Below are 24,809 nucleotides of genomic sequence, written 5' to 3' on the forward strand. Positions count from 1 at the left end.
ATTTATGTCTGAAGAAAAGAAAGGTCAGCAGTATCTCGCCGCGTTGCATCAGGCTTTCCCCGGCGTGGTGCTGGAGGACTCCTGGCAAACCAAAGACCAGGTAACCGTCACCATTAAGGTGAACTATCTGCCGGAAGTGGTCGAGTTTCTGTACTACCAGCAGGGCGGCTGGCTGTCGGTGCTGTTCGGCAACGACGAGCGCCAGCTGTGCGGCAACTATGCGGTGTACTACGTGATGTCGATGGAGCAGGGCGAAAAGTGCTGGCTCACCGTGCGCGTCGAAGTCGACCCGGCTAAGCCGGAATACCCGTCCGTCACGCCGCGCGTGCCTGCTGCCGTCTGGGGCGAGCGCGAGGTGCGCGACATGTACGGCCTGGTGCCGGTCGGCCTGCCGGACGAGCGCCGCCTGGTGCTGCCGGACGACTGGCCGGACGAACTCTATCCGCTGCGCAAAGACAGCATGGACTACCGCCAGCGCCCGGCGCCGACCACTGACAGCGAAACCTACGAATTCATCAACGAGCTGGGCAGCAAGAAGAACAACGTGGTGCCGATCGGCCCGCTGCACGTCACCTCTGACGAACCGGGCCACTTTCGCCTGTTCGTCGACGGCGAGAACATCATCGACGCCGACTACCGCCTGTTCTACGTCCACCGCGGCATGGAAAAGCTGGCGGAAACCCGCATGGGCTACAACGAAGTGACGTTCCTCTCTGACCGCGTGTGCGGCATCTGCGGCTTCGCCCACAGCACCGCCTACACCACCTCGGTGGAGAACGGCATGGGGATCGTGGTGCCGGAGCGCGCGCAGATGATCCGCGCCATTCTGCTGGAGGTGGAGCGCCTGCACTCGCACCTGCTGAACCTCGGCCTGGCCTGCCACTTCGTCGGCTTTGACTCCGGGTTTATGCAGTTCTTCCGCGTGCGCGAGGCGTCAATGAAGATGGCGGAGATCCTCACCGGGGCGCGTAAAACCTACGGCCTGAACCTGATCGGCGGGATCCGCCGCGACCTGCTGAAGGACGACATGATCCAGACCCGCCAGCTGGCGCAGCAGATGCGCCGCGACGTGCAGGAGCTGGTGGACATGCTGCTCAGCACGCCAAACATCGAGCAGCGCACCGTCGGCATCGGCCGCCTTGACCCGGAAATTGCCCGCGACTTCAGCAACGTCGGCCCGATGGTGCGCGCCAGCGGCCACGCCCGCGACACGCGTGCCGATCACCCGTTCGTCGGCTACGGCCTGCTGCCGATGACCGTGCACAGCGAGCAGGGCTGCGACGTCATCTCGCGCCTCAAGGTGCGCATCAACGAGGTGTTCACCGCCCTGAACATGATCGACTTCGGCCTCGATAACCTTCCCGGCGGCCCGCTGATGGTGGAGGGCTTTACCTACATTCCGAACCGCTTTGCCCTCGGCTTTGCCGAAGCGCCGCGCGGGGACGATATCCACTGGAGCATGACCGGTGACAACCAGAAGCTCTACCGCTGGCGCTGCCGCGCGGCCACCTACGCCAACTGGCCAACCCTGCGCTATATGCTGCGCGGCAACACGGTTTCCGATGCGCCGCTGATCATCGGCAGCCTCGACCCGTGCTACTCCTGCACTGACCGCATGACCGTGGTCGACGTGCGCAAGAAGAAAAGCCAGGTGGTGCCGTACAAAGAGCTTGAGCGCTACAGCATCGAGCGTAAAAACTCGCCGCTGAAATAAGGACTCGCTATGTTTACCTTTATCAAAAAAGTAATCAAAACGGGCACGCAGACCAGCAGCTATCCGCTGGAGCCGATGCCGGTGGATAAAAACTTTCGCGGCAAGCCGGAGCACAACCCGCAGCAGTGCATCGGCTGCGCGGCCTGCGTCAACGCCTGCCCGTCGAACGCCTTAACGGTCGAAACGGATCTCAAAACCGGCGAGCTGGCCTGGCAGTTTAACCTCGGGCGCTGCATCTTCTGCGGCCGCTGCGAGGAGGTCTGCCCGACGGTCGCCATTCGCCTGTCGCAGGAGTACGAGCTGGCGGTGTGGAAGAAGGAGGACTTCCTCCAGCAGTCGCGCTTTGACCTGTGCAGCTGCCGCGTGTGCAGGCGCCCGTTCGCCGTGCAAAAAGAGATCGACTATGCCATCGCGCTGCTGCAGCACAACGGTGACGCCCGCGCGGAGCACCACCGCGAAAGCTTTGAAACCTGCCCGGAGTGCAAGCGTCAGAAGTGCCTGCTGCCGTCCGACCGTATTGATATCACCCGCCATATGAGAGAGGCCAGCTGATGGAAAACCTACTGGGCCCGCGAGACGCTAACGGCATTCCGGTGCCGATGACGGTGGAGGAGTCCATCGCCAGCATGAAGGCGTCGCTGCTGAAAAAAATCAAACGCTCGGCCTACGTCTACCGCGTGGACTGCGGCGGTTGCAACGGCTGCGAGATTGAGATCTTCGCTACGCTGTCGCCGCTGTTTGACGCCGAGCGCTTCGGCATCAAGGTGGTGCCGTCCCCGCGTCATGCGGACATTCTGCTGTTTACCGGGGCCGTCACCCGCGCCATGCGCTCGCCCGCGCTGCGCGCCTGGCAGTCCGCGCCGGACCCTAAAATCTGCATCTCCTACGGGGCCTGCGGCAACAGCGGCGGTATCTTCCACGACCTTTACTGCGTCTGGGGCGGCACCGACAAAATCGTGCCGGTGGACGTCTACATTCCGGGCTGCCCGCCAACGCCTGCCGCGACGCTGTACGGCTTCGCGATGGCGCTGGGCCTGCTGGAGCAGAAAATCCACGCCCGCGAGCCGGGCGTGCTGGACAACCAGCCTGCGGCCATCCTGCACCCGGACATGGTCCAGCCGCTGCGGGTGAAGATTGACCGCACGGCGCGCAGGCTGGCGGGCTATCGCTACGGGCGTCAGATTGCCGATGATTATCTGCGCCTGCTGAGCCAGGGCGACCATCAGGTGGCGCGCTGGCTGGAGGCGGAAAACGATCCGCGTCTCAATGAGATCGTGGCGAACCTGAACAGCATCGTGGATGAGGCGCGTATCCGATGAGTGAAACGGTGGTGTTCAGCCAGCTGAGCCGTAAGTTTATTGATGAGAACGATGCCACGCCGGACGCGGCGCAGCAGGTGGTCTATTACAGCCTGGCGATTGGGCATCACCTCGGGGTGATTGACTGCCTGGAGGCGGCGCTGAGCTGCCCGTGGCCCGAGTACCTGGCATGGATCGCCACGCTGGAGGAGGGCAGTACGGCGCGGCGCAAGATGGAGGGCGTGCCGAAGTACGGCGAGATCGTCATCGACGCCAACCACATTGCGATGCTCGCCAACGCCTTTGACGCTGCGCTCGGCAGGCAAACCCCCGAGCAGCAGTCGTGGAGCAAAACGCTGCTCGGCATGCTGCACGATATTCATCAGGAGAGCGCCATCTACCTGATGGTGAGGAGATTACGTGACTGACGTTTTACTGTGTGTCGGCAACAGCATGATGGGCGACGACGGCGCGGGCCCGCTGCTGGCGGAGATGTGCGCCGCGAACCCGCAGGGCAGCTGGGTGGTGATTGACGGCGGCAGCGCGCCGGAAAACGACGTGGTCGCCATTCGCGAGCTCCATCCGGACAGGCTGTTGATTGTGGATGCCACCGATATGGGGCTGAACCCGGGCGAAATCCGCCTGATTGACCCGAACGACATCGCCGAGATGTTTATGATGACTACCCACAATATGCCGTTGAACTACCTTGTCGATCAGATCAGGGACGACGTGGGCGAGGTGCTCTTTTTGGGAATTCAGCCGGATATCGTTGGGTTTTATTACCCGATGACGCCGCCGGTGAAGGAGGCGGTGGAACGGGTCTATTCACGGCTTGCGGAGTGGGTTGGGGATGGAGGTTTTTCTCAGCTCTGAGCAGTGCCAAACCCCTCTCCCTCTCCCTGTGGGAGAGGGCCGGGGTGAGGGCAACAGGCTACTCGAGATCCGCCCCGTTACTCGCAATCACCTTCTTATACCACCAGAACGATTTCTTGCGCTTGCGGTCCAGCGTGCCGTTTCCTGCGTCGTCCCGGTCGACGTACACAAACCCGTAGCGCTTGCTCATCTCGCCCGTTGAGGCGGCCACCAGGTCGATACAGCCCCAGGTGGTGTAACCCATCAGCGGCACGCCGTCCTCAATCGCGTCGCCCATCGCGCGGATATGCTCGCGCAGATAGCTGATGCGGTAGTCGTCGTTAATCTCGTCGTTTTCATCAACGACATCTTTCGCCCCCAGGCCGTTTTCCACCAGGAACAGCGGCTTCTGGTAGCGGTCGTACATCATGTTCATGGTGATGCGCAGGCCGAGCGGGTCGATGCCCCAGCCCCATTCGCTCACCTGAATGTGCGGATTACGCAGGGACTTGACGATGTTCGCCGCGCTGGTGTTGCCCGCGTTCATATCCGCCGACGCGCAGCGCGAGGCGTAATAGCTGAACGAGACAAAGTCGACGGTGTTTTTTAACAGCTCGTCGTCGCCGGGATCTTTCACAATCACCACGCCTTTCTCGCGGAACACGCGGGCGGAGTAGGCCGGATAGCTACCGCGCGCCTGCACGTCGATGAAGAACAGGTTCTCGCGGTCTTTCTCCAGCGCCATCCACACGTCTTCCGGCTTGCAGGAGTAGGGATAGAAATTGCCGCCCGCCAGCATGCAGCCCACCTGGTTTTCCGGGTTCACCTCGTGGGCGATTTTGGTCGCCAGCGCGCTTGCCACCAGCTCGTGGTGCGCGGCCTGGTATTTCACCTGGTCTTCGTTTTCACCTTCCTCAAACACCAGCCCCGCGCCGGAGAACGGGCTGTGCAGCATGATGTTGATTTCGTTGAAGGTCAGCCAGTATTTCACCAGCCCGTTAAATTCTTCAAAGCAGGTGCGGGCGTAGCGGGCGAAGAAATCGACCATCCTGCGGTTGCGCCACGAGCCATACTCCGTCACCAGGTGCATCGGCACGTCGAAGTGGCAGAGCGTCACCAGCGGCTCGATGTTGTACTTTTTGCACTCCTCGAACACCGCGCGATAGAAGGCAATGCCCTCTTTGTTCGGCAGCGGTTCGTCGCCGTTCGGGTAGAGGCGGCTCCAGGCAATGGAGGTGCGGAACACCGTAAAGCCCATCTCCGCCATCAGGGCGATGTCTTCTTTATAGCGATGGTAAAAATCAATCGCTTCGTGGCTCGGGTAGAACTCGTCGTCACGCAGCGAAAAACGCTTTTCCTTACCGATCTTCACCGCCAGACGATTCGCGCCGTGGGGGATCATATCGACGGTCGTTAGTCCTTTGCCGCCTTCACGGTAAGCACCTTCACTCTGGTTGGCGGCAAGCGCACCGCCCCATAAAAATCCTTGTGGAAAAACAGACATTCTTACCTCGCTTTCAATTTTATGCTTTTGCTGCGTTGTTCTGTACCGGTGCGGCCTGCAGGGCGCGCGCTTTTTCAGCCTCGTCCTCGACCGGGATATCCTCAAACCCTAAAAGCAGGGTCAGAACAAACGACAGCACTACTGCCAGCCCCATCACGCCGAACACCCAGACGATGGTCATCGGGTTGGCCGGGTCAAAGAACTGCACGCTGGTGAACAGCCCCGGTGCCGCCATTGAGTGGCTGGCAAGACCGGCCATGCCGGCGACCGCCCCGCAGATAAAGCCGCTGATTAGGCTCGCAATCAGCGGACGTTTCAGACGCACCGCCACGCCGTACAGGGCCGGTTCAGAGATCCCCGCCATAATGGCGGAGGCTGCCGCCGCCAGCGCCGTCTGGCGCAGCTCCGGGTTTTTGGTTTTCCACGCCACCGCCAGCGACGAGCCGCCGAGCGACAGGTTGGCGCCGATTTCCGACGGCATCACCATCCCTTCCTTGCCCGTTTCGGCAATGGTCTGAATGATGGTCGGCGTAAACACGCGATGCATCCCGGTCATCACCAGCAGCGGCCAGAGCGCGCCCATGATGGCGACGGAGAGCCATCCCAGGTAGCCGTGAATGGTGTAGACCAGCGCGGAGATGGCGCTACCGATCCAGATCCCCAGCGGGCCAATCAGCACGATGGCGAGCGGGGCGGCAATCAGCACGATCAGCATCGGCTTGAGGAAGTTTTTCGTCACCGCCGGGGTAATGCGATCCACCCAGCGTTCGATGTATGACAGGCACCAGGTCATCACCAGCGCCGGGATCACCGTGTAGGTGTATTTCACCGCCGTCACCGGAATAAAGGCGAACTCAACGTGCTCGCCCTGCGCGGCTTTCGCCATCAGCTCGATAAAGCTCGGGTGCACCAGCACGCCCGCGATGGCGATGGCCAGCGACATGTTGGTTTTGAATTTCACCGCCGCCGAGGCCGCCACCATCAGCGGCAGGAAGAAGAAGGCGCCGTCGCCGATGACGGTCAGAATAGTGAGCGTCGGCGCGCCTTTTGGCAGCACGCCGGTCATCTCGAGGATCATCGCCAGCAGCTTGACCATCGAGCCGCCGATGATCGCCGGGATCAGCGGAGACATGGTGCCGATCAGCGCGTCGAGGATCCCGGCGCCAACGCGGCGTAAGGTCAACTTCTGCGGACCTTCCGGCACCGCGGGCTGCAGGTCAGCGGGCAGCAGGCTTACCACTTCGCGGTACGCCTGTGAAACCGTGTTGCCAATAATGACCTGGCACTGGTTGTCGTTGCGTACCACGCCGAGCACGCCGCTGATGCTTTTCAGGCGCGCTGCGTCGGTCAGGCTTTCGTCTTTCAGTACGAAACGCAGACGCGTCATGCAGTGGGTGACGGCGACGATGTTCTCTTTGCCGCCCAGCGCGCTGATAACGTCGTTCGCCAGCGCAGCGTAATTTTTGGCCATCGGATGTGATCCTGTTATTGTTGTGAGATATGTAGGAAACCGGTTCCACATAATCATCATGAGTTTCTTTGGATGAAACAAGATCGCTTTTTGACCATTTTTTCGTTTCGTGATGCAGATCGCAATGGTGTAGCAAAAGCGTGATTTCACCGCTGCGACAATTTTTCTGCAGTGCAGTACACTGCGCTCCATCAGATTCAGACGGAATAACAACATGACCACGATGCTTGAAGTGGCGAAGCGGGCAGGCGTTTCGAAAGCCACGGTGTCCCGGGTGCTATCGGGAAATGGCTACGTCAGCCAGGAGACCAAAGACCGGGTGTTTCAGGCCATTGAAGAGAGCGGCTATCGCCCGAATTTACTGGCGCGCAACCTGGCGACCAAACGTACCCAGACGCTGGGGCTGGTGGTGACTAACACCCTCTATCACGGCGTCTACTTTAGCGAACTCCTGTTTCACGCCGCGCGCATGACGGAAGAAAAGGGGCGGCAGCTGATCCTCGCGGACGGCAAGCACAGCGCGGATGAAGAGCGCGAGGCGATCCAGTACCTGCTCGATATGCGCTGCGACGCGGTGATCATCTATCCGCGTTTCCTGAGCGTGGAAGAGATGGATGAGATCGTCGAGAAGTGCGAGCAGCCCATAATGGTGCTCAACCGCCGCCTGCGGAAAAACAGCAGCCACTGCGTCTGGTCAGATCATAAAGCCTCCAGCCAGGAGGCGGTGTCGCAGCTAATTGCGAAAGGGCACCGGGAGATCGCGTTTATCACCGGCTCGCTGGATTCTCCCACCGGGGTTGAGCGTCTCTCCGGCTACCGGGACGCGCTGGCGCAGCACGGTATTCCGCTGCGTGAAGGGCTGATTGCGCAGGGGAAGTGGAACCCCGCCAGCGGCGCGGCGGCGGTTTCCGAACTGCTTGCTCGCGGTGAACGGTTTACGGCGCTGGTGGCGAGCAATGACGATATGGCAATCGGTGCCATGAAGCAGCTGCACGACAGCGGCGTGGCCGCCCCGGACGCGGTGTCGGTGATTGGTTTCGACGATGTGGCCATCGCGCCTTACATTGTGCCGTCGCTCTCCAGCGTCCGCATCCCCGTAACGGAGATGATTAAAGAGACCATCAGCCGCCTGATCTTCATGCTCGACGGCGGTGAGTTTAAATATCAGCAAACCTTCTCCGGCGAGCTGGTCCTGCGCGACTCGGTTATTGATGGCCCGTACCGCTGATGTCGACAGCTGTCATCGTCATTTATGACGATGACAGCGCCGCTGTAATTTTAAAATCAATATAAAATCAATGGCTTAATTATTGGCACGGTTTATGAATATCTCCGCGCATAACTGTAATGCTGGAGAAGCAGATGAACCGTTTTATTATGGCCGATGCCAGTAAGTGTATTGGCTGCCGTACCTGTGAAGTAGCGTGCGTGGTTTCCCATCAGGCGGAGCAGGACTGCGCGTCGCTCACCCCTGACACCTTCCTGCCGCGCATCCACGTCATCAAAGGCGTGAATATTTCCACCGCCGCCATCTGTCGCCAGTGCGAAGACGCACCGTGCGCGAACGTCTGCCCGAACGGGGCGATTAAACGCGAGAAAGGCTTTGTGCACGTCATGCAGGAGCGCTGCATTGGCTGCAAAACCTGCGTGGTCGCCTGCCCGTACGGCGCGATGGAGGTGGTTGTCCGTCCGGTGGTACGCAACAGCGGCATGGGGCTGAGCGTACGTGCGGAGAAAGCCGAAGCCAACAAATGCGATCTTTGCTATCACCGCGACGCCGGTCCGGCCTGCATGGAAGCCTGCCCGACGCACGCGCTGGTCTGCGTGGATCGCGACAAGCTTGAGCAGATGAGCGCCGAAAAGCGCCGTCGTGCGGCATTCGACACGTCGTCATCGCTGCTGTTCTGAACCGTATGTGCAGTAACGGCGTACAGCTGCGTGTGCGCGGCAAGGTGCAGGGCGTGGGGTTTCGTCCCTTCGTCTGGCAGCTGGCGCAGGCGCTTCAGTTGACCGGTGACGTCTGCAATGATGGAGAGGGCGTGCTGGTGCGCCTCGCGGGTAATGGGGGGGCCTTTACCGCGAGGCTGCATCAGGACTGCCCGCCGCTGGCATGCATTGACCACGTTGAAACGCAGCCGTTTACCTGGGCGCAGGTGCCGGAGGACTTTACTATCCGCCACAGCGCGGGCGGGGCGATGGACACCCAAATTGTTCCCGACGCCGCGACCTGTCCGGCGTGCCTGGTTGAAATGCGCGACCCTGCCGAGCGCCGCTATCGCTATCCGTTCATCAACTGCACGCACTGCGGGCCGCGGTTTACCATTATCCGCGCGATGCCCTATGACCGTCCGGCCACGTCAATGGCCGCATTTCCGCTCTGCGTGCCGTGTGAAGCGGAATACCGCAACCCCGCCGATCGACGTTTTCACGCCCAGCCGGTAGCCTGCCCGGACTGCGGGCCAGCGCTGGAATGGCGTGCGGGCGACATCACCGCTTCCCGTGAGGCTGCGCTGAGCGCGGCGGTGGGGATGCTGAAAAGCGGCGGCATAGTCGCGGTCAAAGGGCTGGGCGGTTTTCATCTCGTCTGCGACGCGCGTAATCCGCAGGCGGTCGCGGCGCTTCGGGTACGCAAGCAGCGTCCCGCGAAGCCGCTGGCGGTGATGATCCCAAACGCGGACGGCGTGCCGGAGGCGATCCAGGCGCTGCTACGCTCACCCGCTGCACCCATTGTGCTCACGCCAAAAGCCTGGCTGCCCGCGTTCCCGGAAGGTATCGCGCCCGGTCTGGATGCCGTGGGCATCATGCTTCCTGCGAACCCGCTGCAGCATCTTTTGATGATGGACTGCCAGCGCCCGCTGGTGATGACCTCCGGCAACCTCAGCGGCAGACCGCCTGCCATGACCAACCAGCAGGCGCTGGATGAACTCGGCGACATCGCGGACGGCTTCCTGCTGCACAACCGCGATATCCTGCAGCGGATGGACGATTCGGTGATGGATCGGGACGGCACGATGCTTCGCCGCGCGCGCGGTTTTGTGCCGGATGCCGTAGCGTTGCCTGCGGGTTTTGAGAATATCCCCGCCATGCTATGCACCGGCGCGGAGATGAAAAACACCTTCTGCCTGGTGCGTGGCAGCCAGGCGGTGCTGAGCCAGCATTTTGGCGATCTCGGTGACGAGGGCGTCGAAGCGCAGTGGCGAGGCGCGCTCTCGCTGATGCAGAAAATTTACGCCTTCCAGCCGAAGCGCGTGGTGTGCGACGCTCACCCGGGCTATCACACACAACGGTGGGCGCAGGCGCAGGGGCTGCCCGTTGAAACCGTACTGCACCATCACGCCCACGCGGCGGCGTGCCTGGCGGAGAACGGCTGGCCGCTCGACGGCGGAGACGCGATTGCCCTGACGCTGGACGGGATCGGCATGGGCGAGAACGGCGCGCTGTGGGGTGGGGAGTGCCTGCGGGTGAACTATCTCGCGTGCGAGCGTCTGGGCGGGCTGCCTGCCGTTGCGCTGCCGGGGGGCGATCTGGCGGCGCGGCAGCCGTGGCGCAATCTGCTCGCCCACTGCCTGGCGTTTGTCCCTGACTGGCAGCAGTACCCGGAAACGCGCGCGGTTCAGCGTGAAAACTGGCCGCTGCTGGCAACGGCGATCCGGCGCGGCATCAACGCGCCGCAGGCCTCGTCCTGTGGTCGCCTGTTTGATGCGGTCGCCTGCGCGCTGGGTATTGAAACCCAATCCTGGGAAGGTGAAGCGGCCTGCCGGCTGGAAGCGCTGGCCTCGCAGTGCGCGGGCGTCGACCATCCGGTGACGTTGTCTGTCGACAACCTTGCGCTTTTCTGGCGGCAGTGGCTGGCCTGGCAGGCTGAGCCCTGCGAGCGCGCGTGGGCGTTTCACGACGCGCTGGCAAAAGGGCTGGCGCATCTCGCCGCGCGCCATGCACGACGCCTGTCGCTGTCGACAATCTGTCTCAGCGGCGGCGTGCTGCACAACCGTCTGCTGCGCGCGCGCCTGCGTCATTATCTTTCTGACTTTACGCTTCTTTTTCCTTCGCGCCTGCCCGCAGGTGACGGAGCGATCTCCTTCGGGCAGGCGGCGATCGCCGCTGCCCGGTCATGTTCACAAAGGACTTAAAATGTTACGACTCTTACGCAATGAACCTCGCGCCGCGCTTCTGCTGCTGGCTCTGGTAATGGCAAACCTGCTGGCCTGGGGATGGGCATGGCACGCTTTCAGCGGCAGCACGGCGCTGATGGCCGCCAGCCTGCTGGCGTGGTGCTACGGGCTGCGTCACGCGGTGGACGCTGACCACATCGCGGCGATTGATACCGTGACGCGTAAGATGATGCAGCAGGGCAAACGTCCGTCCGGCGTGGGGGCGTGGTTCTCGCTGGGGCACTCCACCATCGTGGTGCTGGCCTCTATTGCTATCGCCGCTACCGCGACGGCGTTTCAGAAAAACATGGAGTGGTTCCACGAAACCGGCAGCCTGATCGGCTCCGCGGTTTCCGCCACCTTCCTGCTGGCGATGGCGCTGGTGAACATGGTGATTCTGCGCGGCGTCTGGCGCAGTTTTCAGGCGCTGAAACAGGGCAGGCCCGTGCAGGGCGACATCACGCTCCCTGCCCAGGGCGGCGTCATGAACTGGCTGTTTGGTAAAACCTTCCGCCTGGTGAATAAAAGCTGGCAGATGTACCTGGTCGGTTTCCTGTTTGGCCTCGGCTTTGACACGGCTACCGAGATTGGCGTGCTGGGGATCTCTGCCGCCAGCGCGTCAAGCGGGATGTCGGTGTGGTCAATCATGGTCTTCCCGGCGCTCTTCGCCAGCGGCATGGCGCTGGTGGATACCCTCGATAACCTGTTGATGGTCGGTGCCTACGGCTGGGCGTTCAACAAGCCGCAGCGCAAGCTCTACTACAACATGACCATTACCGGCACCTCCGTGGTGGTGGCGCTGTTTATCGGCGGGCTGGAAGCGCTGGGTCTGCTGATGGACAAATTTTCCCTCAGCGGCGGCGTGTGGGATCTGATTGGCGCGGTAAACGACAACCTGGGCAACGCCGGGTTTGCGGTGGTCGGGCTGTTTGTCGCCTGCTGGCTGATCTCCATGGTCAACTACCGCTGGCGCGGCTACGACGCGCTGGTGGTACGTTCCTGAACCGGCTCCTGCACGGCGCAACCTCCGCGACTTCCTCAATGGCTGGCGCATAGCGGCATACCGATAAAAAAGATGCTGAAAATGTAGAACTTTTGCGGAATAAATATATTCCGCATTCTTCGCTTGTGTGAAATAACGAGAAAGATAATTGAGTTATTTATAAAAATTCGCCATTATTTGCCTCCTGCTGATGATGTCTTTTCAGACTGAGTCAGCTGCCAATAATAAATCTGGATGATGTTTTTAAGCTGTTTCATATTAAAGCATTTACGAAAATAATAAATAAGGGATTGATGGCGATGATATATCTACTTTGCATTTATTTAATGAATAGAATGCGTAAGAAAAAGCCCCGGAATATCGGGGCGGTGAATAATAAAATTCAAAGGTTAACTCTGCGTAGACTCGTTGTTGGACGGGTAAACGAAGCGCCGCCCGGCAACGAGAGGGTTAAGCAGGTAACAGTTTCAGCAGTGCGAAAGCCTCCTTCATCCGGTCTTCACTTACCACAAAAGCGCGAATCTGACCCTCGTTATCCGCGCCGCGCGCGACCATTCCCTGCGGTTCGAGGGTAATTTGCCAGTTCAGATCCTGACGCTGCGTTTCACCGGCAAGATGCAGCGGTAATTCTGGCGTTTTGACTTTAATCAGCATGGCGGGTAATTTCAGCGGCGCGCTGCCGCCGAGCAGGTTTTTCGCCAGATACATCGCGCTTAATTGAATTGGCTGTAAAAAGGGCAGTACCTGACCGTTAATTTCAGCGCAGTCACCTAACGCGTAAATATCAGGTTGCGTGGTTTGCAGGTAGCTATTTACCTTCACGCCACGCTGTATTTCGGCGCCTGCGCGATGCGCCAGCGCGGTTTCCGGGCGCAGGCCCGTTGCAGCGATTACCACATCCACCTCAACGCTGCGGCTGCGGTCGAGAGTGGCACGAATGCCGCCTTCGGTTTTGCTCAGGCTTTGCAGCTGCGATTTCAACAGCAGATGCACCCCCATGTCGGTCAGGCGATGCTGTAAGCGACTGCTTACTTCTGCGGGCATCAGCGACGACAGAATGCTTGCCGCGTGGTCGACCAGAGTCACGGATTTACCCGCCCGGCAGAAATCCATCGCCAGCTCGGTGCCTATCAGCCCACCGCCGACAATCATCACGCGCTGTGCGTCGCGAAGCGCCGTTTCGCTGGCCTGATACTCCTGCTGGCTGTTCAGGGTGATCGTCAGCTCGCGGCCTTCAACCGGCGGCACAAACGCAGAGGCACCCGTGGCCAGCACCAGTTTGTCGTACTGCCAGGTTTTCTCTTTTGCTTTCACCTTGTGGGCGGCAGCGTCGATGTCGGTGACCCAGGTGTAAGGGAACAGACGCAGGTTAAACTGTTCCGCGAACTCCCCCGCCGTCTGACGGGTGAGGTCTTCGGCGCGCTGATGCTGACTAATCACGTGGCTTAGATCAGGCTTGTTGTACTCGTCCATGCTGTCGGCGGCGATCACCGTCAGCGGCACGCTGGCGTCCTGCTTGCGGATGTTTTTCACCAGCTGGCGGGCGGCAAAGCCCGAGCCGATGATGACGATCCCGTTGTTCATTTTGCCTCCGTACCCAGTTCGTCAAAGACGTCTTTACCGAGTGAACACTCCGGGCAGAGGAAGTTTTCCGGCACGTCACTCCACGGCGTGCCCGGCGCAACGTCCTGCAGCGGTTCGCCCATTTCAGGATCGTAAATCCACTGGCAGACGCTGCACTGCATGCGCGGTCCGGGATCGGCGGCTGCCGCGGCGGCGCAGGCGCAGGTTTCCTGCTGTGCGGTTGGTTCGGCAGCTTGCGGAAGCGGTGCGAGCGCCCACTGACGGGCAATGTCGCGGCCGTGCTGGCGGCAGACCTCCAGGGCGTCGATATCCGGGCGCCATTTCGCCTTCAGGCTGAGGGACATCTCAAAGCCCGCATCCTGCAGGCGGGTAGACAGACGGTCTACCGCGCCGCCGCTCCAGCCGTGGGAGCCAAAGGCGCTGGCGCGCTTGTTGCGAAAACGCAGGCCGGTCATCTCTTCCACCAGACCGGCAATTTTCGGCATCATCACGTTGTTCATGGTGGAGGTGCCCACCAGCACGCCCTTAGAGCGGAAGACGTTGGTCAATACCTCGTTCTTATCGCTGCGCGCCACGTTGAAGATTTTCACCGCCACGTTGGGGTCCACTTCGTTGATGCCCTGGGCAATGGCGTCCGCCATCATGCGGGTGTTGTTGGACATGGTGTCGTAGAAAATAGTGATGCGGTCTTCCTGATAGTCCGCCGCCCATTTCAGGTAGAGCTCCACAATCTGGGTGGGATTTTCACGCCACACCACGCCGTGGGAGGTGGCAATCATGTCCACCGGCAGGTTAAAGCCGAGGATCTCGGTGATTTTTGGCGTCACCAGGCGGCTGAACGGGGTCAGAATGTTGGCGTAGTAGCGCTGGCACTGCTCGAAGAGTTCGGTCTGGTCCACTTCGTCGTTGAACAGGCGCTCGTCGCAGTAGTGCTGGCCGAAGGCGTCATTGCTGAACAGCACCGCGTCGTCGGTCATGTATGTCATCATGCTGTCCGGCCAGTGCAGCATCGGCGTTTCCACGAAGATCAGCTGCTTGCCGTTGCCTATATCCAGCGCGTCGCCGGTTTTAACGGTGTGGAAATTCCACTCCGGATGGTGGTGGTGGCCGTTGATCGAGTCGATGGCGTTGGTGGTGCAGTAGATCGGCGTGTTCGGGATGTAAGACATCAGCTCGGTCAGCGCGCCGGCGTGGTCCTCTTCCGCGTGGTTGATGATGATGTAGTCGATGGCGTCAAGGTCAATTTCGCTGCGCAGGTTCTGCACGAACTCGCGGCTGAACTTGTGATCGACCGTATCGATCAGCACGTTTTTTCCTTCGCGGATGAGATAGCTGTTGTAGCTGCTGCCGCGCAGCGTTTTGTATTCCGTCCCGTGGAAATCGCGCACTTCCCAGTCACGTTGACCGACCCAATGAATGTTATTTTTAACCAGAATAGACATAGCAACCTCTACGTAATACAGCATTTTCAAATAAGATGATTTGCCTATATCAAGTTGCGTGCCAGTTTTTAATTTATTGATTTTACTTAATTAATATTTTTATGATCCGTAATGGGTAGTCATTATGACTATACAAGGTAGTGTCAATATGACAACATGCATTGTCAAAATGACAGCGAGGTCTCTATGAGCTTTTCCGTAGACGTGCTGGCGAAGATCGCCATTGAGCTGCAGACCGGTATCGGCCATCAGGACCGCTTTCAGCGGCTGATCTCCACGCTGCGCCACGTGCTGGCGTGCGACGCCTCGGCGCTGCTGCGCTACGAGGGGCGGCAGTTTATTCCGCTGGCTATCGACGGGCTGGCGAAGGACGTGCTCGGGCGGCGTTTTACCCTTGAGGGCCATCCGCGTCTGGAAACCATCGCCCGCGCGGGTGACGTAGTGCGCTTCCCGGCGGACAGCGATCTGCCCGACCCGTACGACGGGCTTATTCCCGGACAGGAGAGCCTGAAGGTTCACGCCTGTATCGGCCTGCCTTTATTTGCCGGGCAAAACCTGATCGGCGCGCTGACCCTCGACGGCCTGTCGCCGGACCAGTTCGACACCTTTAGCGACGAAGAGCTGCGCCTGATTGCCGCCCTGGCCGCCGGGGCGCTGAACAATGCCCTGCTGATTGAACAGCTGGAGAGCCAGAACATTCTTCCCGGCAGCCCGGCGGCGTTTGAGCAGGTGACGCAAACGGAGATGATCGGCCTTTCTCCGGGCATGGCGCAGCTCAAAAAAGAGATTGAGATTGTCGCCGCCTCAGATTTGAACGTGCTGATCTTCGGGGAAACCGGCACCGGCAAGGAGCTGGTCGCGAAGTCCATTCACGAAGCCTCGCCGCGCGCGGTGAACCCGCTGGTGTACCTCAACTGCGCCGCGCTTCCGGAAAGCGTGGCGGAAAGCGAGCTGTTTGGTCACGTTAAAGGGGCGTTTACCGGGGCCATCAGCAACCGCAGCGGCAAGTTCGAAATGGCCGATAACGGCACGCTGTTTCTGGATGAAATCGGCGAGCTCTCCCTGTCGCTGCAGGCCAAGCTGCTGCGCGTTTTGCAGTACGGCGACATCCAGCGCGTGGGGGATGACCGCAGCCACAGAGTGGACGTTCGCGTGCTGGCGGCAACGAACCGCGACCTGCGTGAAGCGGTGCTGGCAGGGCAGTTCCGCGCCGACCTGTTCCATCGCCTGAGCGTGTTCCCGCTTACCGTGCCGCCGCTGCGCGAGCGCGGGGACGACGTGGTGCTGCTGGCGGGCTTTTTCTGCGAGCAGTGCCGTCTCAGGATGGGGCTTTCCCGCGTGGTGCTGAGCCAGGGTGCGAGGTCGCATCTGCTGAGCTACGGCTGGCCGGGCAATGTGCGCGAGCTGGAGCACGCGATTCACCGCGCGGTGGTGCTGGCGCGGGCGACGCGTTCGGGTGACGAAGTGGTGATCCACGCGCGGCATTTTGCGCTGCAGGATGAAACCCCACCGGCAATCGCCCAGGCTCTAACAGAAACGGTCAATGAAAATCTGCGCGAAGCCACTGAGGCGTTTCAGCGTCAGATGATTACCCGCGCGCTGGAGCAGAATAACCGCAGCTGGGCGGCGTGCGCGCGGGCGCTGGAGATGGACGTCGCCAACCTGCACAGGCTGGCGAAGCGTCTGGGACTGAAGGGTTAGATAATGCCGGCCTGATAGAAATCCTGCAGGTTGATGGCGCCGCACAGCCTGCCGGAATCATCCACCACCGGTGCGGCGGTGATTTTGCGCTTCATCAGCACTTCTTTGGCTTCAATGGCGCGGCTCTCGGCGTTCAGCGTCAGCCCGCCTTTGGTCATGGCGTCCGACACGTTGGTTTCCAGCTTGCCGCCGCCCACCAGCCAGCGGCGCAGGTCGCCGTCGGTGAACACGCCCTTAACGCTCCCGCTGTCATCGCACACCGCTACCAGCCCCAGACCGGTGCGGCTGAGTTCCAGCATCGCGTCCATGACGCTGGTATCGAGTTTGACCTGTGGAATGGCATCGTCGGTGCGCATCAGGTGGTGAACCTTGTTGAGCAGGCGTGCGCCGAGCGCGCCCGCCGGATGCGAACGGGCGAAATCTTCTTCGTTAAAGCCGCGCGCCTGCATCACCGCCATTGCCAGCGCGTCGCCCATCATCAGGGTGTTAACGGTGCTGGAGGTCGGAGCGAGGTGCATCGGACAGGCTTCACGCTCAACGGAAATATCCAGCGTCGCCTTGGCGGCCAGCGCCAGCGGCGAGCGGGATTTTCCGGTCATCGCCAGCAGGGCGACCGATTTTTCCTGCAGGCGCGGAATAATCAGGTCCAGCTCTTTGGCCGAACCGGAGTAGGAGATAAACAGCATCACGTCGCGGCTTTCAATCATCCCCAGATCGCCGTGCAGCGCCTCTGCCGGATGCACAAAAAAAGCCGGGGTGCCGGTGCTCGCGAGCGTCGCGGCAATCTTTTTGCCGATATGGCCGGATTTACCGATGCCCGCCACGATCACTTTGCCTTCGCAGTGGATAATGGTGTTGGCGGCGCGGACAAAATCCTCGCCCAGACGTTCCGGCAGGCGGCTGGCTTCCTGCAGTTCCAGCATCAGCGTCTGGCGACCCGTTTCTAACAGAAAATCACTCATCTCTCTCTCCGGTTACGATCACGTCGATTCCTTTCTCTTCCAGCGCTTTCTTGAACGCCGGGTCGATACCTGCGTCGGTAATCAGCTTATCAACGCTTTCAAGGCTACAGACAATGTTGGGGCTTTTGCGGCCAAACTTCGACGAGTCTGCCATCAAAATCACTTCCCGCGCGGCGTTGCACATCGCTTTACTGACGCTGAAAACCTCGTTGAACGTCGTAACGCCTGCGTTCAGGTCGATGCCGTCGGTGCCCATAAAGAGTTTATCAAAGCTGAAGTGGTCGAAGGCATTCTCCGCCAGCTGGCCGTGAAACGACGCCGATTTTTTGCGGAAGGTGCCGCCGGGCATCAGGATGGTCTGCTCGCTGTCGAACTCCGACAGGGCGTTGACGATGTGCAGGCTGTTGGTCATCACCGTGATGTTGTTAAAGCGGCTGAGCAGCGGAATCATCTGCAGGACGGTGCTGCCTGCATCCAGAATGATGGAATCGCCATCGTGGATAAATTTGACGGCGGCTTCGGCAATCAGCGCTTTCTGGTGGGTATTGATCAGCGTTTTGTGGTCGATAGGCGGGTCCGCTTCGTCCTTATTGAGCACCACGCCGCCGTAGGTTCGAATGACGGCGCCAGAGTTTTCGAGCAATACCAGGTCCTTGCGTATTGTCGTGCCGGTGGTGTCAAAGTAGTGGGCCAGATCCTCTACCGAGCATTTTCCCTGCTTTTGCAGATACTCGAGAATGGCCGCCTGCCGCTGACGAGGTTTCATAGGCGCTTCGTTCCTTAGGTTGCGAAATGATAATTTCGCAAGTCTATAGCTTTCACAACGAAATTATCCATGTTTCAGATTAAGCGCTAATGATAGTGCATTCTGACAGAGTGGATCATGGGGAAAGATCACATCAGGCCGTAATTCCTGCAGCGAAATGCCGTTGATCGCCTGGATTTTCGCCGGACGGGCGAAGACGGTCATGCCGCGCATGATGAGGGAATCGCAGACGTGATTGTTTTCATCCAGCGCAACGGCGACGACCACGCGCGGTTTGAAGCGTCCGCCGGAACGCCCGACCCCGACGCGACCTTTCTGACACAGCGCGTCAAACGCGCGGTTAAACTGGTGGATCTGCCAGCCGCCAAACGCCATCTGGCAGATCCAGGCGAGGGCGGCGACGGTGATGAGTGCGGTAACCATATCGACTCCTTGTTTTGTTCCCTCTCCCGGTGGGAGAGGGTTAGGGTGAGGGCATCAGGCCGCTCGATCAGAACATGACCTGCCCACCCGTCACGTTGATCGACTGCCCGGTGCAGTACGAGGCTTTCGGGCTGGCGTAAAACAGCAGCATGTTCAGCACGTCCTGATAATCGCACCCGCGCTTCAGCGGCACTTTATCGATGTAGTACTGCTCCACTTCCTCAGCCTTGATGCCGAGCTTGGTGGCATACTGCGGCAGCAGGGACTGGAACATCGGCGATTTCAGCAGGTTACCCAGCATCAGCGAATGAACGGTAATGCCGTACTCGGCCAGATCCAGCGCCAGAGACTGCGTCAGCCCCACGCCGCCAAACTTCGCCGCGCTGTAGCCGGAGTTGTGCTTGCTGCCCACTTTCCCTGATTTGGAGTTGATCTGAATGATGCGCCCCTGAATGCCGTCGCGGATCATCAGACGGGAAAACTCGCGGGCGCAGAGGAAATAGCCCACCAGATTCACCTGCAGCGAACGGTCAAAATCCCCCAGTTCGAAATCGCTGATAAAGGCCGCTTTCGCAATCCCCGCGCTGTAGACCAGCAGGTCGGTACGCCCAAAAATCTCGTCCACGCCGCGGGCCAGCGCCATCACGCTCTGCTCGCTGGTGGCGTCGGCACCAAACCCGTACGCCATCCCTTCGCCAAACTCGGTGTTAATGGTGTCCGCCACGCGGGCGGCTTTTTCACTCTGAATGTCCACTACCGCCACGCGGTAGCCCTCTGCGGCAAGCCCACGGCAGAGGAACTCGCCTAAGGTTTGTCCTCCACCAATGACAACGGCAACCTGACTCATGTGTTTCTCCTTAATTACGCAACAAATTTTAACGTGCAGCCTGGGGTGACAGCCTGCGGAACCGGGCCCGCCACGTGAACCGTGCCGGGATATTCGGCCTGCGGCTGGCCGTCGAAACGCAGGGTGATGTGCCCCAGCTCGCGCAGGTTTTGCTCGGCGACGTCGCCGACGGCGGTGACGGCATAGCGCGCCTCGCCCAGCTCCAGCTGGCTCCCGGCCTTCAGCTCGCCCTTCAGCTCGCCGTGACAGTGGATAAAGCAAAACTCTTCGATATCCGCCGGGGCGCCTTCGCGGAAGGTGATCAGCATCTGGTCGCTCAGCGCGTCAGCCGCGCTCTGGCCGATGCGGGTAATGGTGGTCTGGTAAATCACGGTCATCGCAGGAACCTCTTATTGATAAATAAAGCCGGAGACAAACCAGGCAATCAGCACCGTCGGCGCGCCCGTCAGGAAGCGGCTCACCAGCACGGACGGCACGCCCACGCGCACGGTGTCCTGGCGCGCTTCGGCCAGCGACAGCCCTACGGGGATGAAATCGCACGCCGCCTGGGCGTTAATGGCGAACAGGGCGGGCAGGGCGAGGTGCGGGGGAATGTTCCCCAGACCAATCTGCACGCCAATCAGCACGCCGATGACCTGGGCAATTACCGCGCCCGGGCCGAGGAACGGCGACAGCAGCGGGAAGGAGCAGATCAGCGCCAGCGTCACCAGCCCGAGCGGGTGGCTCGCGAGCGGGGCGAGGCCGTGGGCAATCCAGTCGCCCAGGCCGGACGCCATGATGATGCCGATCAGCGCCGAGACGAATGCCATAAACGGCAGAATGGTTTTCAGCACCGTGTCGATGGTGTCGCGCCCGGACTGGAACAGTACCGCCACGGCGGAACCCATGCCCATCCCGACCTTCGCCAGCAGGCCGTCGCTCTGTTCGGTGATTTTCTTGCTGGTGTCGTACTCGCGCGGGGCCGCTTTTTGCGGCGCGGCAGTGCCATTCACCAGCGTGATGTTGTCCTCCTTCACGCCTGAGACATAAATGTCCTCAAGGATGTACTGTGCCAGCGGGCCGGATTTTCCGGTGGAGTGAATATTCACCGTCGGAATCCGGCGCTTCGGATAGATACCGCAGCGCAGCGTGCCGCCGCAGTCGATTACCGCCACGCCGATTTCCGCTTCCGGCGGCTCGCCTTCCTTGAAGCCGTCGACCGCTTCCCAGCCGGTCAGCTCGCGCAGCCTGTCGACGATTGCCGGGCGCGTGCCTGCGGTGATGTAGACGATCTTTTTGCCTTCGGTGGCGTCGAACTCCAGCGGGCCGCCCCAGCCGCCCGTGCCTTTCTCAATGCGGATCCGGTTCATGCTGTGGCTCCTGAAAGATGGACTTTCTGTTCAAGCTCGATGCCCATTTTTTTCTCAAAAATGGCGGTGGTGAGGTCGGTCACCCAGCCGCGGAAGAAGTTGGTGACCAGGCCAACCAGCAGGTAGCTCACCGCCAGCGGGCCGAGCGGCAGGCCAAGGGTGGTGAGGCCGCTGGCGATCCCAAGATAGACAAACAGCTCGCCGGGGTTAATGTGCGGGAACAGGCCGTTCATCGAATGGCAGCTGTAGGAGGCGGCGGCATAGTAGCTCGGCTTGTACTTTTCCGGCATGAAGCGGCCGAGGCTTAAGGTCATCGGGTTGCAGAACACGAAGGTACCGATGAACGGCAGTACCAGGTAGCGGGACAGCGGATTCCCGGCACAGCGCTGGGCGAAGCGTTCGATGCGCTGCTGGCCGATAAAGTTGATCAGCGCGTTCATGATCACCAGCAGGCTGATCAGCAGGGGCAGGATCCCGGTCACCATGCCGGTGAACACTTCTCCGCCTTTCTGAAACAGCCCGATGAACCACTCGGCGCCGTGGGTGATGGTTTCTATCATTCTTCTCTCCTGTGGGGCTTTTTTGTTTTTGTCTGACTGGGCTAATAATAATCACTTTGAAAGGTTTTAAAGTGTTAATTAAATCTCACAATGAAAGAAAAAAGGATTATTTTGAAAGTTTATTGGTGGGGGGAATGATTTTCGGTGGAAAAAAGCGCGGATTTGCGTGGGGGAGGCGCGTACCGCTTCCTTGAGGTGTTGCGGATGCTTTACCATACTGGGTTCTTATCGAACCCGTTAAATGGATGTCTCATGTTCAAGCGTCGTTATGCAGCGCTGTTGCCTGCGCTTATTCTGCTGTCTGCCTGTAGTAGCAAACCTAAGACTGAAGCCGTTCAGCAAACGGCGGGCGCGCCTTCCGGAGGATTCCTGCTGGAGCCGCAGCACAATATGATGCAGATGGGCGGCGACTTCGCGAATAACCCGGCGGCCGAGCAGTTCATCGATAAAATGGTGAGCAAACACGGCTTTGACAGACAGCAGCTGCACGAAATTTTGTCTCAGGCCAAGCGTCTGGACTACGTGCTGCGCCTGATGGACAGGCAGGCACCAACCGCCCAGGTGCCGAGCGGGCCGAACGGCGCGTGGCTGCGCTATCGCAAACAATTTATTACCCCGGACAACGTGCAAAACGGCGTAGTGTTCTGGAATCAGTATGAAGATGCGCTCAACCGCGCGTGGCAGGTGTACGGCGTACCGCCGGAAATCATCGTCGGGATTATCGGCGTTGAAACCCGCTGGGGCCGCGTGATGGGGAAAACCCGCATCCTCGACGCGCTGGCGACGCTCTCCTTTAACTACCCGCGCCGCGCGGAGTATTTCTCTTCCGAGCTGGAAACCTTCCTGCTGATGGCGCGCAGCGAGCAGGACGATCCGCTCGATCTGAAAGGGTCGTTTGCCGGCGCGATGGGCTACGGCCAGTTTATGCCGTCCTCCTATAAACAATATGCCGTCGACTTTAACGGGGACGGTCATATCAACCTGTGGGATCCGGTAGATGCCATCGGCAGCGTGGCGAACTACTTCAAAGCGCACGGCTGGGTGCCGGGCGGCCAGGTGGCGGTGCAGGCGAACGGTCAGGCGCCGGGGCTGGAAAACGGCTTCAAAACCAACTACAGCATTTCGCAGCTGGCAGCTGCAGGCCTAACGCCAACGCAGCCGCTGGGCAACGCGCAACAGGCAAGCCTGCTGCGTCTGGATGTCGGTACGGGCTATCAGTACTGGTACGGTCTGCCGAACTTCTACGTCATCACCCGCTATAACCACAGCACTCACTATGCGATGGCCGTATGGCAGCTGGGGCTGGCGGTGTCTCAGGCGCGCGTTCCGGCGGTGTCACCGTTTAGTCAGTAAGTTGCTCAGACGGGTAGGCCGGGTAAGGCAACGCCGCCACCCGGCATGGCTGCACGCACGGTGCGGCCTGATGCCCTCACCCTGACCCTCTCCCACGGGAGAGGGAAATTCTTCAGAAACATTTCGCCACACTCCCTTTTCAAACCCGTCATTTACATCTTAACCGTCTTTCATTATTGTTATGTTATAACATTTAATGTGGTGTCGACATGTCAACGTCCCTTTTTTCTCTGTCTGCTCTGGTTCGGCTTTTGCTGGCGCTGGTGCTTGTTGTCTTTATCGGGCTGGCCGTGCGCTGGGCGGTGGCACTGCCATGATCGTGATGAATGAACTGGTCGCGGGTTATGAACGCCAGCCCGTTACGCGGCCCCTCTCGGGCACCATTGAACGCGGCAGCATGACCGCCATTATCGGCGCTAACGGCTGCGGGAAATCCACGCTGCTGAAAACGCTGGCGGGGTTTATTCCTCCCGTCAGCGGCGGTTTCCGCTGGCAGGGTAAGCGCCCGGTCATCGGCTGGCTGGCACAGCGTCACGCCCTGGAGGCGCAGTTTCCGCTGACCGTACACGACGTGGTAAGCATGGGCTGCTGGCCGGGCATTTCGCTTTTTTCCGGGTTTCGTCGCGAAACGCGGCTGCGCATTGCCAGCACGCTTGAGCGCGTCGGGCTTGAGTCCATGGCGTTATCCACCATCGATGAACTCTCCGGCGGTCAGTTTCAGCGCATGCTGTTTGCCCGCGTCCTGGTGCAGCAGGCGCCGCTGGTGATGCTGGATGAACCCTTTACCGGGGTCGATGAAGCCACCTGCAGCGTGCTGATGGATTTGATGCTGGAGATGTATATGCAGGGGCAAACGCTGCTCGCGGTACTGCACGACAGCGAGCGCGTGTCGCGCCATTTTCCGCAGACGCTGCGGCTGGATGCTGACGTTCCCCAGTGGAAAACCGAGCGGGTGAGGGTGGCATGATCTGGCATCTCTTTTTTCAACCGTTCATTGAGTACGGCTTTATGCGTCGCGCGCTGGTGGTTTGCCTGGCGCTCTCCGTCAGCACCACCGCGCTCGGCGTGTTTCTTCAGCTGCGTCGGATGAGCCTGATGGGCGACGCCCTTTCTCACGCCATTTTGCCGGGTGTCGCCGTGGGGTATTTGCTCAGCGGTATGTCGCTGCTGGCGATGAGTATTGGCGGTTTTATCGCGGGAATTACCGTGGCGCTGCTGGCCGGTCTGGTCAGTCGACGCACGCCGCTGAAAGAAGATGCCAGCTTTGCCGGGTTTTATCTTGGCTCGCTGGCGCTGGGGGTCACGCTGGTGTCGCTGCGCGGGTCGAATGTCGATCTGCTGCATCTGCTGTTTGGCTCTATCCTCGCCGTGGACAAGGACGCCGCGCTGTTTGTCACGGGCGTGTGTATGTTCACCCTTATCACACTGGCGCTGTTTTATCGCGGGCTGGTCACAGAAGCGTTTGATACTGCCTGGCTGCAGGTGAACGCCCGCTGGCTGCCTGGCCTGCTGCACGGACTGTTTCTGGCGCTGCTGGTGCTTAACCTGGTGGCTGGTTTTCAGGTGCTCGGCACGCTGATGGCCGTCGGGCTGATGATGCTTCCGGCCGTGGCGGCACGCTGCTGGGTGCGCACGCTACCAGCCTTACTTCTGATGGCGGGGATAAGCGGTATTTTCTGCGCATGGCTGGGGCTGAGCCTCTCCTGGGCCATGAGCCTACCTGCCGGGCCGTCCATCGTGCTCACCGCCAGCGCGCTGTTCTTTATTTCCATTTTACTGGGTACGCGAAGCAGGCTCGCTGGCAGCCTGCGGGCGTATTTTTAACG

24 protein-coding genes are annotated in these 24,809 nt (G+C 60.2%); 13 read left to right on the top strand and 11 right to left on the bottom strand.

Annotated elements, in window-relative coordinates:
* The first annotated feature begins 4 nt into the window (after positions 1–4).
* The 5 genes from hycE to hycI are packed head-to-tail and all read left to right on the top strand — an operon-like array spanning position 5 to position 3,888.
* Positions 5–1,714, top strand: coding sequence for a formate hydrogenlyase subunit HycE (gene hycE / locus ADJ24_RS15455; protein ID WP_023308968.1), 1,710 nt, complete (start codon positions 5–7; stop codon positions 1,712–1,714).
* Between the two features lie 9 nt (positions 1,715–1,723).
* Positions 1,724–2,266 carry a formate hydrogenlyase complex iron-sulfur subunit gene (locus ADJ24_RS15460; RefSeq protein WP_023308967.1) on the top strand — a complete coding sequence of 181 codons (543 nt, stop codon included), beginning with the start codon at positions 1,724–1,726 and terminating at the stop codon, positions 2,264–2,266.
* Positions 2,266–3,033, top strand: coding sequence for an NADH-quinone oxidoreductase subunit B family protein (locus ADJ24_RS15465; protein ID WP_023308966.1), 768 nt, complete (start codon positions 2,266–2,268; stop codon positions 3,031–3,033). Before ADJ24_RS15460 ends, ADJ24_RS15465 begins: the two co-directional genes overlap by 1 nt.
* Positions 3,030–3,440 (top strand): formate hydrogenlyase maturation HycH family protein, encoded by a 411-nt coding sequence (locus ADJ24_RS15470; protein WP_023308965.1) that lies wholly within the window; start codon positions 3,030–3,032, stop codon positions 3,438–3,440. The genes ADJ24_RS15465 and ADJ24_RS15470 overlap by 4 nt, the downstream gene beginning before the upstream one ends.
* Positions 3,433–3,888 carry a hydrogenase maturation peptidase HycI gene (gene hycI / locus ADJ24_RS15475; RefSeq protein WP_023308964.1) on the top strand — a complete coding sequence of 152 codons (456 nt, stop codon included), beginning with the start codon at positions 3,433–3,435 and terminating at the stop codon, positions 3,886–3,888. The genes ADJ24_RS15470 and hycI overlap by 8 nt, the downstream gene beginning before the upstream one ends.
* A 58-nt stretch (positions 3,889–3,946) precedes the next feature.
* Here hycI and ADJ24_RS15480 read toward each other — a convergent pair whose 3' ends face one another.
* Together ADJ24_RS15480 and ascF are read right to left on the bottom strand one after the other, a co-directional pair.
* Positions 3,947–5,371: a 6-phospho-beta-glucosidase gene (locus ADJ24_RS15480; protein WP_023308963.1), complete on the bottom strand. Its 1,425-nt coding sequence runs from the start codon at positions 5,369–5,371 to the stop codon at positions 3,947–3,949.
* Between the two features lie 19 nt (positions 5,372–5,390).
* Positions 5,391–6,842, bottom strand: coding sequence for a PTS cellobiose/arbutin/salicin transporter subunit IIBC (ascF, locus tag ADJ24_RS15485; RefSeq protein WP_023308962.1), 1,452 nt, complete (start codon positions 6,840–6,842; stop codon positions 5,391–5,393).
* 214 nt (positions 6,843–7,056) lie between these two features.
* Here ascF and ADJ24_RS15490 point away from each other — a divergent pair, with 214 nt between their 5' ends.
* From ADJ24_RS15490 to ADJ24_RS15505, 4 genes are all read left to right on the top strand, one after another.
* A complete protein-coding gene (locus ADJ24_RS15490) occupies positions 7,057–8,070 on the top strand; it encodes a LacI family DNA-binding transcriptional regulator (RefSeq protein WP_023308961.1) in 1,014 nt (337 codons plus the stop codon).
* A gap of 134 nt (positions 8,071–8,204) precedes the next feature.
* The gene (gene hydN, locus ADJ24_RS15495; RefSeq protein WP_023308960.1) at positions 8,205–8,750 is read left to right on the top strand and encodes an electron transport protein HydN; all 546 of its coding nucleotides are present in this window, start codon (positions 8,205–8,207) and stop codon (positions 8,748–8,750) included.
* Positions 8,751–8,755: 5 nt separating this feature from the next.
* Positions 8,756–10,972 carry a carbamoyltransferase HypF gene (gene hypF, locus ADJ24_RS15500; protein ID WP_023308959.1) on the top strand — a complete coding sequence of 739 codons (2,217 nt, stop codon included), beginning with the start codon at positions 8,756–8,758 and terminating at the stop codon, positions 10,970–10,972.
* 1 nt (position 10,973) lies between these two features.
* Complete coding sequence (locus tag ADJ24_RS15505) at positions 10,974–11,996, top strand: HoxN/HupN/NixA family nickel/cobalt transporter (RefSeq protein WP_048702886.1); 1,023 nt, start codon at positions 10,974–10,976, stop codon at positions 11,994–11,996.
* Between the two features lie 450 nt (positions 11,997–12,446).
* On the opposite strand, the gene norW is transcribed toward ADJ24_RS15505, so the two are convergent.
* Both norW and norV read right to left on the bottom strand, forming a co-directional pair.
* Positions 12,447–13,580 (bottom strand): NADH:flavorubredoxin reductase NorW, encoded by a 1,134-nt coding sequence (gene norW, locus ADJ24_RS15510; RefSeq protein ID WP_023308957.1) that lies wholly within the window; start codon positions 13,578–13,580, stop codon positions 12,447–12,449.
* The gene (norV, locus tag ADJ24_RS15515; RefSeq protein ID WP_023308956.1) at positions 13,577–15,022 is read right to left on the bottom strand and encodes an anaerobic nitric oxide reductase flavorubredoxin; all 1,446 of its coding nucleotides are present in this window, start codon (positions 15,020–15,022) and stop codon (positions 13,577–13,579) included. Before norV ends, norW begins: the two co-directional genes overlap by 4 nt.
* 186 nt (positions 15,023–15,208) lie before the next feature.
* Between norV and norR the strand changes: the two genes are divergently transcribed.
* Entirely contained in the window at positions 15,209–16,723 is a 1,515-nt protein-coding gene (gene norR / locus ADJ24_RS15520) for a nitric oxide reductase transcriptional regulator NorR (protein WP_023308955.1), read from the top strand.
* On the opposite strand, the gene gutQ is transcribed toward norR, so the two are convergent.
* The 7 genes from gutQ to srlA form a co-directional block, all read right to left on the bottom strand.
* Positions 16,720–17,685, bottom strand: coding sequence for an arabinose-5-phosphate isomerase GutQ (gene gutQ, locus ADJ24_RS15525; RefSeq protein WP_023308954.1), 966 nt, complete (start codon positions 17,683–17,685; stop codon positions 16,720–16,722). The genes norR and gutQ overlap by 4 nt on opposite strands.
* Entirely contained in the window at positions 17,678–18,451 is a 774-nt protein-coding gene (gene srlR, locus ADJ24_RS15530; protein ID WP_023308953.1) for a glucitol operon DNA-binding transcriptional repressor SrlR, read from the bottom strand. Before srlR ends, gutQ begins: the two co-directional genes overlap by 8 nt.
* 63 nt (positions 18,452–18,514) lie before the next feature.
* The gene (gene gutM / locus ADJ24_RS15535) at positions 18,515–18,874 is read right to left on the bottom strand and encodes a transcriptional regulator GutM (RefSeq protein WP_023308952.1); all 360 of its coding nucleotides are present in this window, start codon (positions 18,872–18,874) and stop codon (positions 18,515–18,517) included.
* A gap of 67 nt (positions 18,875–18,941) precedes the next feature.
* On the bottom strand, positions 18,942–19,721 hold the full coding sequence (srlD, locus tag ADJ24_RS15540; protein WP_023294411.1) for a sorbitol-6-phosphate dehydrogenase: 780 nt from the start codon (positions 19,719–19,721) through the stop codon (positions 18,942–18,944).
* A 14-nt stretch (positions 19,722–19,735) separates the two neighbouring features.
* Positions 19,736–20,098 carry a PTS glucitol/sorbitol transporter subunit IIA gene (gene srlB, locus ADJ24_RS15545; RefSeq protein WP_023308951.1) on the bottom strand — a complete coding sequence of 121 codons (363 nt, stop codon included), beginning with the start codon at positions 20,096–20,098 and terminating at the stop codon, positions 19,736–19,738.
* 12 nt (positions 20,099–20,110) lie between these two features.
* Positions 20,111–21,070, bottom strand: a complete 960-nt coding sequence (srlE, locus tag ADJ24_RS15550; protein ID WP_023308950.1) for a PTS glucitol/sorbitol transporter subunit IIB — start codon at positions 21,068–21,070, stop codon at positions 20,111–20,113.
* Positions 21,067–21,630: a PTS glucitol/sorbitol transporter subunit IIC gene (srlA, locus tag ADJ24_RS15555; RefSeq protein ID WP_023308949.1), complete on the bottom strand. Its 564-nt coding sequence runs from the start codon at positions 21,628–21,630 to the stop codon at positions 21,067–21,069. The genes srlE and srlA overlap by 4 nt, the downstream gene beginning before the upstream one ends.
* 252 nt (positions 21,631–21,882) lie before the next feature.
* Between srlA and mltB the strand changes: the two genes are divergently transcribed.
* The 3 genes from mltB to ADJ24_RS15570 all read left to right on the top strand — a co-directional run bounded on the left by mltB (position 21,883) and on the right by ADJ24_RS15570 (position 24,807).
* The gene (gene mltB, locus ADJ24_RS15560; protein WP_023308948.1) at positions 21,883–22,983 is read left to right on the top strand and encodes a lytic murein transglycosylase B; all 1,101 of its coding nucleotides are present in this window, start codon (positions 21,883–21,885) and stop codon (positions 22,981–22,983) included.
* A gap of 313 nt (positions 22,984–23,296) precedes the next feature.
* Positions 23,297–23,950 carry a metal ABC transporter ATP-binding protein gene (locus tag ADJ24_RS15565; protein WP_023308947.1) on the top strand — a complete coding sequence of 218 codons (654 nt, stop codon included), beginning with the start codon at positions 23,297–23,299 and terminating at the stop codon, positions 23,948–23,950.
* The gene (locus tag ADJ24_RS15570; RefSeq protein WP_023308946.1) at positions 23,947–24,807 is read left to right on the top strand and encodes a metal ABC transporter permease; all 861 of its coding nucleotides are present in this window, start codon (positions 23,947–23,949) and stop codon (positions 24,805–24,807) included. The genes ADJ24_RS15565 and ADJ24_RS15570 overlap by 4 nt, the downstream gene beginning before the upstream one ends.
* Positions 24,808–24,809: the final 2 nt, after the last annotated feature.

Source organism: Enterobacter sp. 940_PEND, from assembly GCF_001059415.1.
Taxonomy (GTDB): Bacteria; Pseudomonadota; Gammaproteobacteria; order Enterobacterales; family Enterobacteriaceae; genus Enterobacter; species Enterobacter cloacae_M.

Coding starts and splice junctions, on each gene's coding strand:
- ADJ24_RS15465 (WP_023308966.1), top strand. CDS start 2,266: ATGGAAAACCTACTGGGCCCGCGAGACGCTAACGGCATTCCGGTGCCG.
- ADJ24_RS15565 (WP_023308947.1), top strand. CDS start 23,297: ATGATCGTGATGAATGAACTGGTCGCGGGTTATGAACGCCAGCCCGTT.
- hypF (WP_023308959.1), top strand. CDS start 8,756: ATGTGCAGTAACGGCGTACAGCTGCGTGTGCGCGGCAAGGTGCAGGGC.
- ADJ24_RS15490 (WP_023308961.1), top strand. CDS start 7,057: ATGACCACGATGCTTGAAGTGGCGAAGCGGGCAGGCGTTTCGAAAGCC.
- norR (WP_023308955.1), top strand. CDS start 15,209: ATGAGCTTTTCCGTAGACGTGCTGGCGAAGATCGCCATTGAGCTGCAG.
- norW (WP_023308957.1), bottom strand. CDS start 13,580: ATGAACAACGGGATCGTCATCATCGGCTCGGGCTTTGCCGCCCGCCAG.
- ADJ24_RS15505 (WP_048702886.1), top strand. CDS start 10,974: ATGTTACGACTCTTACGCAATGAACCTCGCGCCGCGCTTCTGCTGCTG.
- ADJ24_RS15570 (WP_023308946.1), top strand. CDS start 23,947: ATGATCTGGCATCTCTTTTTTCAACCGTTCATTGAGTACGGCTTTATG.
- norV (WP_023308956.1), bottom strand. CDS start 15,022: ATGTCTATTCTGGTTAAAAATAACATTCATTGGGTCGGTCAACGTGAC.
- hycE (WP_023308968.1), top strand. CDS start 5: ATGTCTGAAGAAAAGAAAGGTCAGCAGTATCTCGCCGCGTTGCATCAG.
- mltB (WP_023308948.1), top strand. CDS start 21,883: ATGTTCAAGCGTCGTTATGCAGCGCTGTTGCCTGCGCTTATTCTGCTG.
- ADJ24_RS15480 (WP_023308963.1), bottom strand. CDS start 5,371: ATGTCTGTTTTTCCACAAGGATTTTTATGGGGCGGTGCGCTTGCCGCC.
- srlR (WP_023308953.1), bottom strand. CDS start 18,451: ATGAAACCTCGTCAGCGGCAGGCGGCCATTCTCGAGTATCTGCAAAAG.
- gutM (WP_023308952.1), bottom strand. CDS start 18,874: ATGGTTACCGCACTCATCACCGTCGCCGCCCTCGCCTGGATCTGCCAG.
- srlD (WP_023294411.1), bottom strand. CDS start 19,721: ATGAGTCAGGTTGCCGTTGTCATTGGTGGAGGACAAACCTTAGGCGAG.
- srlB (WP_023308951.1), bottom strand. CDS start 20,098: ATGACCGTGATTTACCAGACCACCATTACCCGCATCGGCCAGAGCGCG.
- srlA (WP_023308949.1), bottom strand. CDS start 21,630: ATGATAGAAACCATCACCCACGGCGCCGAGTGGTTCATCGGGCTGTTT.
- gutQ (WP_023308954.1), bottom strand. CDS start 17,685: ATGAGTGATTTTCTGTTAGAAACGGGTCGCCAGACGCTGATGCTGGAA.
- hydN (WP_023308960.1), top strand. CDS start 8,205: ATGAACCGTTTTATTATGGCCGATGCCAGTAAGTGTATTGGCTGCCGT.
- ADJ24_RS15470 (WP_023308965.1), top strand. CDS start 3,030: ATGAGTGAAACGGTGGTGTTCAGCCAGCTGAGCCGTAAGTTTATTGAT.
- ascF (WP_023308962.1), bottom strand. CDS start 6,842: ATGGCCAAAAATTACGCTGCGCTGGCGAACGACGTTATCAGCGCGCTG.
- ADJ24_RS15460 (WP_023308967.1), top strand. CDS start 1,724: ATGTTTACCTTTATCAAAAAAGTAATCAAAACGGGCACGCAGACCAGC.
- srlE (WP_023308950.1), bottom strand. CDS start 21,070: ATGAACCGGATCCGCATTGAGAAAGGCACGGGCGGCTGGGGCGGCCCG.